This window comes from Alkalibacillus haloalkaliphilus C5, from assembly GCF_000269905.1.
Taxonomy (GTDB): domain Bacteria; phylum Bacillota; class Bacilli; order Bacillales; family Alkalibacillaceae; genus Alkalibacillus; species Alkalibacillus haloalkaliphilus_A.
The window spans coordinates 1-10061 of sequence record NZ_AKIF01000107.1; the positions used below are offsets into that span (position 1 = coordinate 1).

Below are 10061 nucleotides of genomic sequence, written 5' to 3' on the forward strand. Positions count from 1 at the left end.
GTGAAGATCGCGCTCGTCTATGACGGCGTGGTCAAGGGTTAGGCGAGTTGGACTTGTTTTATCAAACGAAGACGACGTATGAGACGTTAGAAGAGATCGCGCAGACGTTTCAAATTAAAGTCGATGAGCCGGTTAAATTGTATCCAGATGAGCAAAGGTATAAAAACAATCAAGCATTTCAACATTTAGAGCGCGAGTTTGGAAGACAGCCAACACCGAAGTATGAAGGAAGTGCACCGATTAAACTCGTTGAAGCGGTCCATCCGCGTGCAGAAGTCGAAGGATGGCGCAAGAGATTGTCCGCTTAACACGGGAAGAGGACTATCGTTATCGTGATTTAGCGATTTTAATTCGTGAAGATAATACATATCATGATTTAATTGAAACCATTTTTAAAGATTATGAGATCCCGGTGTTTTTAGATGAAAAGAAGACGATGTTAAACCACCCGTTTATTGAGCTGATTCGAACGGGTCTTGAAGTCGTGGAGCGAAATTGGCGTTATGATGCGCTATTTCGTTTACTTAAGACTGGGTTTGTCAAGCCGACTGATGAACAATATCCGCTTACAGCTGATGCGATTGATCTTTTAGAAAACTATTGTTTAGAGTATGGCATTCGTACACGTGATCAATGGCTAAGCAATAAAGAGTGGACGTATCAACGGTTGTTTGGTCTTGATTTTCGTAAACAGACAGATGAAGAGTTAGCGATGCAAAAGCAAATTAATGCGTATCGTAAGCAAGTCGTCGATGCTTTAGAATCATTTGACCGTAACGTGCGTGAAGCTGAAACAGTAGAAGCGAGACTGCAAGCGGTTTTTGCCTGGCTAGAGCATTTGAATGCGCCTGAAACGTTAGAAGCACTTCGTGATGATTTTGATGAACAAGGTGAAGTCGAAGTGGCACGTGAACAAGAACAAGCGTGGCAAGCGGTCATGCAGCTATTTGATGAAATGGTTGACATGCTTGGAGAAGAGGAATTTTCGTTTAAATTGTTCCTTGAAGTAATTGAAGCTGGGTTTGAAACGTTGAAATTCTCTCACGTACCACCAACGATTGATCACGTCATTGTCGGTAATGTGGAGCGTTCGCGTATTGCTAATGTTAAGGTGTGCTTTATTTTAGGGGTTAATGATGGCGTTTTCCCGATGAAGCCACCAAGTGAAGGGTTAGTCACTGACGATGAGCGTGAGTGGCTAGAGTCTAAAGGGATGATGTTGGCTGATCAAGCTGAGCGTGTTTTACTAGATGATCGTTTTTACATGTATTTAGCATTTACGCTTGCGAGTGACAAGGTGTGGGTCAGTTATCCGTTAAGTGATGAAGAAGGTAAGCAGAAAATGCCGGCTTCGATCATCAAACAATTAAAAGAGATGTATGCTGATTTAGATGAGAAGTTTTTACTCGATGATGAAGATGACGAAGACCCGATGCGTTTTATTACGAATCCGGTGAAGGCGCGTGCGATTTTAACAGCGGAGTTATCGAAGTATTTACGTGGTTATCCGACGCATGACGTGTATTGGGATACGCTTCATTGGTTTATGAATGAAGAATCTAAAAAAGGACAAGCGCAGACCGTGTTAAGTAGTCTGTTTTACCGAAACGAGCCGCAAAGCTTACAAGATGATACAGCGAGTCAATTGTTTGATCAAACGATGCGCTCTAGTGTGTCGCGTTTAGAGACGTATCACCAATGTGCTTATCACTACTTTGCGAAATATACGTTAGGCTTACAAGAGCGTAATTTATATAAATTAGAAGCGCCTGACATTGGTCAGTTGTTCCATGAATCGCTTCGTTATATTACAGAATGGGTGTTTGAAGACGGTAAGGCGTTTTTCGAACTTACGAGCGATGACATTTTAAAATATGCAAGACGGGCAGTCGAGCAGTTAGCGCCGATGTTACAGCACCAAATTTTATTTAGTTCTAATCGTTATCAATATATTTTACGCAAGTTAGAACAAGTCATTATTCGGGCGACGACCGTACTGGCGAAACAGTCGAAACATACGGATTTTGCGCCAGCTGGTATTGAGATTGGCTTTGGTAAAAAAGATAAGCTTCCACCGTTACAGCTTGATTTAATGAACGGTTATAAACTGGAATTAAGTGGACGTGTCGACCGTGTTGACCAGACGGAAATTGATGATCGTTTGTTTTTACGGATTATTGACTATAAGTCGAGTAAAAAAGACTTAAGCTTGGTCGATGTGTATTACGGCTTAGCGCTTCAAATGTTAACGTATTTAGATGTTGTGTTAACATATTCTGATCGTTGGTTAGGTAAGCAGGCGGAACCTGCTGGTGTGCTTTATTTCCACGTGCATAATCCAACGTTAAACAATACAGGGTTAAAATCACTCGATGATGATGCTGTTGAAGAAGCGTTGTTTAAAGAATATAAGATGAATGGTTGGTTATTAGAAGATGAGCGAATTGCTGAAGCGATGGACCGCTCATTAGAACAAGGCTCATCGAAAATTGCGCCATTCGGTGTGAAGAAAGATGGTTCATTTGATAGTCGTTCGAAAACGGTCGATGAAGATCTGTTCAAGCGAATGAATCAGTACGTTCGAGGGATGATGCGTCAAGCCGGTAACGAAATAGTAAGTGGTGAAGTGAAGCTTGACCCGATTCAAAAGAAAGACCACGTCGCGTGTACATTTTGTCCGTACAAGTCGGTCTGCCAATTTGATCCGTCACTTGAAGAAAATGAATTCGAGCGGTTAAAAGATGAAAAAGATGAAACGATTTTAGAGAAAATGGTTCAACGAGAGGGGGAGAAGTAGATGAAATGGACTGACGAACAAGCCTCAGCGATCTATGAAGGTGGGAAAGACATACTCGTCTCAGCGGCAGCTGGTTCTGGTAAGACGGCGGTTTTAGTTGAACGTATTATTCAGAAAATGTTAGATGAACACGATCCATTTAACATTGATGAAATGTTAGTGGCGACATTTACGAATGCGGCAGCTCAAGAGATGAAGACGCGTGTTGGCCAAGCGCTTGAAAAAGCCTTAGAAGAAAATCCAGAGTCCCATCATTTAAAAAAGCAAATCGCACTATTACAACGTGCGAACATTTCAACGCTTCACTCCTTTTGTATGAACGTTGTGAGGAAATATAGTTATCAGCTTGATTTAGACCCAAGTTTTCGTATTTTAGATCAAGTGGAATCGGAAATGTTGAAAAAAGACGTCATCCAAGAAGTGTTTGAAGAGTGGTACGGCAAAAAAGAAGACGAGCAAGAGCAGTTTTTCCGTTTCGTCGATAGCTTTTCAAACGACCGTAATGATGAACAAGTAGAAGAGTTAGTGTTGAAAGTTCATGAGTTCGCCTTGCAAAATCCGAAGCCGTTTGAATGGTTGGATGAGTTAGTTGCGATGTATGACGTGAGTGAAGATGCCCCTCTTGATGAGCTCAAATGGATGCCTTATGCGAAAGCCGATATTAAAGAAGTACTAGAAGCGGCAATGTTTGATATCAATCAAGCACTCGATGTTGCACAAGACGTTGACGGGCCTGCGCATTATGTTGAAGCGTTAGAACAAGACAAAGAGCAGATCCAGTTAGTCATAGCAGCTGTAGGTGGGCCGTGGAGCAATATGCGTGAACAAGTGTTAGCGAATAAAAAGTTCGCCACCCTTTCGCGTAAAAAATATGAATGTGACCCTGAATTACAAAAGCAAGTGAAGTCGATTCGTGAGCGTTACAAAAAGAAATTTACCGATATGGCAGACCGGTGGTTTAACCGTGAGCCAGCTTCGTTTGTAAAAGATTTGCGCAAATTGATGCCACACGTAGCACAGCTTGTCACGGTGGTCAAAGAGTTTCATGCGAAGTTAGAAACAGAAAAACGTGAGCAAGGCGCTTTAGAATTCGCAGACTTAGAGCATTATAGTTTAGATGTTTTGTTAGCTGAAGAAGCGACGATGGATGATTTGAAAGCATCTGACGTTGCCAAACAGTATCAAAATCAATTCCGCGAAGTGTTGATCGATGAGTATCAAGATACGAACTTAGTACAAGAGACGATTTTAAAATTGTTAACAGGTGATGAACAAGCCGGTCATTTATTTATGGTTGGTGACGTGAAGCAAAGTATTTACGGTTTCCGTCATGCTGAGCCGAGTTTGTTTATGACGAAGTACAAACAGTTTCATGATGAAACAGACCCGAGCATGCGTATTGATTTAGCGCGAAACTTCCGTAGCCGTCATGAAGTGTTAGCGAGTACGAACTACATTTTCCGTCAGTTATTAGATGAACAAGTTGGCGAAATGGAGTATGAAAAAGATGCTGAATTAATTTATAGTAATCAAATTTATGAAACGTTAACAGATTCAGATGTCGATACAGAGCTTCATATTTTATCTCGAGAAGATGGAGAAGAACCAGAAGAAAGTGATGAGTGGAAGTATTTAGAGAAAGCACAAATTGAAGCACGCGCCTATGCGAAGAAGATCCAATCGTGGGTTGGGACAGATGATAATGAACCGATGTATATCATTGATAAAGAAACAGAACGACCACGCCCAGTGCGTTATTCTGACATTGTCATTTTAATGCGTTCGAAAACATGGTTTGGTGCTGTCGTTGAGGAGTTAAAACAACTCGGTATTCCGATTTATGCCGATCTATCAGCTGGATATTTAGAAGCGATTGAAGTTCAAGTCATGTTAAATGTATTAAAGACAATCGATAATCCGAAGCAAGATATTCCGCTTGCTAGTGTCTTGAAGTCCCCAATCGTTGGTTTAAATGAAGATGAGTTAGCACAAATTCGTTTGCACGGCCGTAAAGAAAGTTTTGACGTTGCGGTGAAAAATTACATGAAGTCAGGCGAAAATGCTGATTTAATGAGACGTTTAGAGCGATTTTTCTCGATGTTTGAACAGTGGCGTAAACAAGCGAAGTACGGCGCGTTATCTGATTTAATTTGGCAAATTTATCGTGAGACGGGTTATTACGAATTCGTCGGTGGTACTCCTGGTGGTAAACAACGCCAAGCGAATTTACGTGCATTGTATGACCGAGCGCGTAGTTATGAGCGTTCGTCTTATCGTGGTTTGTTCCGTTTCTTACGTTTTATTGAGAAGATGGAAGAACGTGGCGATGATTTAGCGGCAGCTCGTGCATTAGGGGAACAAGAAGACGTTGTGCGCTTAATGTCGATTCATACGAGTAAAGGACTTGAGTTTCCGTTAGTCATTTTAGGGGCGGCAGATAAAGACTTTAATACACAAGATTATAAGAAGCGTTACTTACTGCATAAAGATTTAGGCTTTGGCGCGAAGTATATGGACGTTGATAACCGGATTATGTATAAAACATTTCCGTTTGAAGCGATGACTGTTACGATGAAGCGGGAAATGTTAGCAGAAGAAATGCGTGTTCTATACGTTGCCTTAACCCGTGCGAAAGAAAAACTGGTCGTTATCGGAACGGTTAATGACTATAGCAAACGTGTACAAAAATGGCTTGAAGTGGGCGCGCATCAATATTGGGTGTTGCCAGCTCACATGAGAAGTGATCAAGCGAATTATATGAACTGGATTGGCATGTCGCTTGTCCGTCATGAAATGGCTGATGCGTTACATGAAGGAGCTGTGCCTGCACAAGTACCGGAGGCAATTCGTCGCGATGATTCGAAGTGGAACGTCGTCGTGGAACACGCTAGAGAATATGAAAATCCGGAGTTTATTACCGTACAGCGTAATGACACGTTAGAACGAGCGATTAAAGAGTGGGATATTAATCAAATTCAAGAGAAAACAGAACAGTTTGGTGAAGTTGACCGCCGTTTGACATATCAGTATGAATTCCCGAGCAGTCAGTCACATCGTGCTAAGCAGACGGTTACAGAGTTGAAGCGAATACGCCAAGAGGAAGATGAGTATAGTGCGACGGATTTCTTACGTAAACAAATGAAATCATCGTTAAAACGTCCGCGCTTTATGCAACAAGATGTTAAAACGTTAACGAAAGCTGAAATTGGTAGCGCGATGCACGCTGTCATGCAGCATTTACCGTTTGAGCGAAAGTGGGATCAAGCCAGTCTAGAGGAGTTTGTATCAGGGCTCGTGTTTAAAGAAATTTTGACCGATGAAGAAGCTGAAGTTATCGATTATGATGCTATTTTACAGTTATTCGATACAAAGGCTGGTCAGTTGTTAAATGAGGCAGAAGACGTTAGACGTGAATTGCCATTTACGATGGAACTAAAAGCGAAGGAAGTATATCCTGATTGGCAAGATGACACGAATGAAAGTGTGCTCATCCAAGGTGTGATCGACTGTTTAATGAATGTTGATGGAAAGTGGTATTTAGTTGATTACAAAACCGATACAATAGTCGGTGACGTTAATGAAAAGCAAATTAATCGATTGGCAAACCGTTATGAAGTCCAAGTCGATTTATACCGAAGAGCGGTTGAATCAATCTGGGGTGTAGAATTAGCAGGTGTTTACTTATACTTCTTTGACCGAGCATTAGTAATTGAAATGTAATGGTTGTCGCCATAATCGTGGCGGCAAGCCCATTTTGCCATAAAGGGAGAAGGGGAATGGTATTTTGAAGAATTGGCTTAGTACAATTGGACAATTTATTCGACGAATCAACTGGAAGATGGCGTTTTTAATCATTGCTGGCTTAATCTCCATTACGATCATTGTGATTGTAGCGACTTTCGGTGTATTACTTCTCTTAGAACAATTTGATGGTCGTAATCCGGAAACGATACGAAGCTTAAACAGGAATGTTTTTATGAACGGCAACTTTTAATTCAATATTGTCTAAATGCCCTCATTTGAAGGTATTTAGACTTTTACTTATCTTTGGCAATTTCTTTCCGATCTGGAGCTAGTGGTGGCTCTTCTAACCATTTATGTTCGGTCATTAAATTGAACCATTCTTTTGTGATCATTATATTTTTTAATATGATTTTCTCATATGCAATGACAAGGTCTGTTCGCATTGCAGATGCAAGGCCTGCGCCGTGATAAGATTGTGAAGATTGGAGTAAAAATCCGATATGATACAACATTAATTTATCTGAAAAAGGAGCATCTTGAGAAGTTGTAACCTCGGTTTCCCAAGACATAGGAACGGGTAAATTATCACCTTTTAGTATAGTGCTCAACGATTCTATTTGCTGGTCTGAGGCATTTTGTGAACTCTTCAGGAATTTTCTTACTTCTTTTGACTGTACTACTTGAGAAAATCCAATAGAGAGTGATTTCTCCATGATCTTCTTTTTTAAATTAAGCGAAAGGGCTAGGATTTCTGTAGATGCTAAAGGACGTTTATCACCGAAAAAACCCTTGATAAATTTTTGTCCCGAAACAAACTCTGGGTTTTCTTCAGGGTAAAAATAAGGATCTCTTTGAAAGTGTCCCTTTTCTAATAATAATTCTGTCGTTCGATGATACATCCCCATTCCATCATTATTACATGAATCATAGAAATGTCTTAAATCTTTCCTTACAGAAGAACTTAAAGATGTAGAATGTCCTAATAGACCATGTAGTGTCATAATATGTAGATAATGTAAGCAAAAGATGTCGGAAAATAACCTTTGAGTCCCTTGATTAAGGTCTGATGATTCATTAAAACCAATAGGAATTGGGAATCCTTCGTTTTCAATGAATTGCGAGATTTGATTTTTTTGTTGATCAAATATCTTAATTGCATCCTCAAAAAGTATTTTTATTTCCTCGTCTTCTATAATGGATAACATATATTTATTGATAACATCTATAGCGGTACCATTAACATATTGCCCCCACAATGTACCTATTTCAGCAGATGTTAGTTTTAGCTCTTCTTTATTCATATAATCACCTCAACAACAATTATTCCCAAGATACACTTTTCTATTATTGTTGTTGTTAAATTAACGGAAGCATACTCTCAAGAAGTAAATTAATGAAAAGATAGCTTGCCCTGAAGCCAATCGGTCTTGGTTTGACAAAAAGTGGTTATTTGTATAATATTAAATACAATAAAATTTGAAAGGATGAATATATAGACATGATTCAATAACTCTAGCTTTTTAAGAAATGATCAGTGGTTTCCATAACTTTTATTATTCAGGTGTATTTTTGACATTCTGAACAAGATTAGTTATGTCTTTTATTGATTTTTTCTGAGGTAGGGTTATTGAGTGATGTTCTAATTTATTGGCTTAAAGTATATCTTTCTTTAAGTCTATATTTTGGTATGCACTGCCTCCTATCTCAGAAGTAGATCGGAGGTTTTTGTATTGTCTGGAAACATTATAATAGAAAATTTGACATTCAAATATTCATCAATGGTTATGCCTGTTTTTAGCGGTGTTAACTTAAACATTCATGAAAATTGGAAACTAGGTCTTGTTGGAAGGAACGGTAGGGGGAAAACGACCTTTTTAAAGATTCTTTTAAACGAGCTTGAATATGAAGGGAATCTACAATCTACGTTGAGGTTTAAGTATTTCCCTTCATATCCAGCAGTGCATGAAGAATTAACGACACTTGAAGTCTTACTGCAAGAAAATATGAATATAGAAGTTTGGCAAATTGAGCGTGAATTCAATTTAATCGGTTTGTCGCCGGATTTATTAGACAGAAGGTTTAATCTATTAAGTGGCGGAGAACAGACGAAGGCTTTGTTAGTCGAATTGTTTTTAAATGAAAAGGCCTTTCCGCTAATTGATGAGCCTACTAATAATTTAGATGCACACGGTAGACATGTTGTAGGCGAATATTTAAATCAGAAGAAAGGTTTTATCGTCGTTAGTCATGACGAACATTTTCTTAATCAATTTGTGGATCATATTTTAGCGATTAATAAACAGTCGATTGATCTCATATCAGGTAATGTTGAGACGTGGAGGATTGAAAAAATGAATGCTGACTTGCTCACTCAGAAGAAAAATGAAAAGTTACAAGGAGAAATAAAACGTTTAAATGATGTCTCAAGTCAAGTTAACCATTGGGGGAATAAGCGGGAAAATAGCACGAATGACTCTTCTGAAAGGCGTTTAGCAGCTAAACAGATGAAACGAGCAAAAGCGATTAAGAAAAGAACCGAAGAAATGGTTGAAGAAAAAAGAAGCCTCATTAACAACATTGAAGAAGAAAATGATTTAAAACTGAAGGTTAATCACCCTAGGAAGCAAGTGTTGTCTTTACGTCATTTTTCAATAATAAGAGATGGCAGACCATTGTTTGAACCGATTACTATCGATGTTCAACCTGAGGAAAGGTTATTTATTGAGGGGAAGAATGGTGTTGGTAAATCGACTTTACTTAAATTTATATTAGGTCAAGAAAAGTATGAAACAATGGGCGACTATCATATTAGACTACCTGAGAATTGTTCGATGCTTCGACAAACGAATCAACACATATTAGATATTGCTGCAGCTTTAAAAGAATATTCTTTAAAACAAGAACGTGAACAATTTTTATACTTGTTACATCAATTAGGGATTAAGAGATCGCGGTTTACAGAATCATCTAGTAAGCATTGGAGTGCGGGGGAACAGAAGAAAGTGTTTTTAGCCAATGCTTTATTAGGTCACAATGAGTTATTTATTTGGGATGAAGTGACGAACAGTTTAGATATTATGGTGGTGCAACAATTGATTAATGCTTTAAACTTTTATGAACCGACTATGATTGGTGTGGATCATAATGAATATTTCGTCGATGCTATAGCGACTAAAAGAATAGAATTGATGCCTTATCTATAAGTAAATCAGCTTAGGAAATTTTCCTAAGCTGATTTTTGTATGGGTAAAACCTCTTTAAATACTCCTTATTAATCATTTTTTGCATATTAGTTCAATAAAAGTAAGTAATATGATAAAATTTTATTTATAATAATTCTAAAGTGATATAAATTATAAAGAGAGTGAAGGGAGAATTTTTATGGAAAACCCTAACACATTTAGAACAAAAGTGATACGCCACCGCGAGATCATTATGGCTGGTTTGGGTGGCTTACTTTTAATTGTCGCATTTCTATCTGAATCTTGGGGAAGTCCTGCTTTAACAGCAGTGCTATATA

At 38.7% G+C, this 10061-nt stretch carries 6 protein-coding genes; 5 read left to right on the forward strand and 1 reads right to left on the reverse strand.

All coding sequences use genetic code 11. The annotated features are described in order from the left end of the window. Positions 1 to 47 precede the first annotated feature (47 nt). The 4 genes from A194_RS19450 (at position 48) to A194_RS0111255 (ending at position 6791) form a co-directional block, all read left to right on the forward strand. The gene (locus A194_RS19450) at positions 48 to 308 is read left to right on the forward strand and encodes a hypothetical protein (protein WP_017186944.1); all 261 of its coding nucleotides are present in this window, start codon (positions 48 to 50) and stop codon (positions 306 to 308) included. Further along, a complete protein-coding gene (gene addB / locus A194_RS18245; protein ID WP_017186945.1) occupies positions 284 to 2797 on the forward strand; it encodes a helicase-exonuclease AddAB subunit AddB in 2514 nt (837 codons plus the stop codon). The genes A194_RS19450 and addB overlap by 25 nt, the downstream gene beginning before the upstream one ends. Next, on the forward strand, positions 2798 to 6517 hold the full coding sequence (addA, locus tag A194_RS0111250; protein WP_017186946.1) for a helicase-exonuclease AddAB subunit AddA: 3720 nt from the start codon (positions 2798 to 2800) through the stop codon (positions 6515 to 6517). Between the two features lie 64 nt (positions 6518 to 6581). Further along, positions 6582 to 6791: a hypothetical protein gene (locus A194_RS0111255; protein WP_017186947.1), complete on the forward strand. Its 210-nt coding sequence runs from the start codon at positions 6582 to 6584 to the stop codon at positions 6789 to 6791. A gap of 43 nt (positions 6792 to 6834) precedes the next feature. On the opposite strand, the gene A194_RS0111260 is transcribed toward A194_RS0111255, so the two are convergent. Continuing rightward, entirely contained in the window at positions 6835 to 7842 is a 1008-nt protein-coding gene (locus A194_RS0111260) for a DUF3231 family protein (protein ID WP_017186948.1), read from the reverse strand. Positions 7843 to 8271: 429 nt separating this feature from the next. On the opposite strand from A194_RS0111260, the gene A194_RS0111265 reads away from it, so the two are divergent. Beyond that, positions 8272 to 9744 carry an ATP-binding cassette domain-containing protein gene (locus A194_RS0111265; RefSeq protein WP_017186949.1) on the forward strand — a complete coding sequence of 491 codons (1473 nt, stop codon included), beginning with the start codon at positions 8272 to 8274 and terminating at the stop codon, positions 9742 to 9744. Positions 9745 to 10061 lie beyond the last annotated feature (317 nt).

What these genes read in the sequence shown, in the direction of transcription:
- A194_RS0111260 (WP_017186948.1), bottom strand. Translation starts at nt 7,842, where the DNA reads ATGAATAAAGAAGAGCTAAAACTAACATCTGCTGAAATAGGTACATTG.
- addA (WP_017186946.1), top strand. Translation starts at nt 2,798, where the DNA reads ATGAAATGGACTGACGAACAAGCCTCAGCGATCTATGAAGGTGGGAAA.
- addB (WP_017186945.1), top strand. Translation starts at nt 284, where the DNA reads ATGGCGCAAGAGATTGTCCGCTTAACACGGGAAGAGGACTATCGTTAT.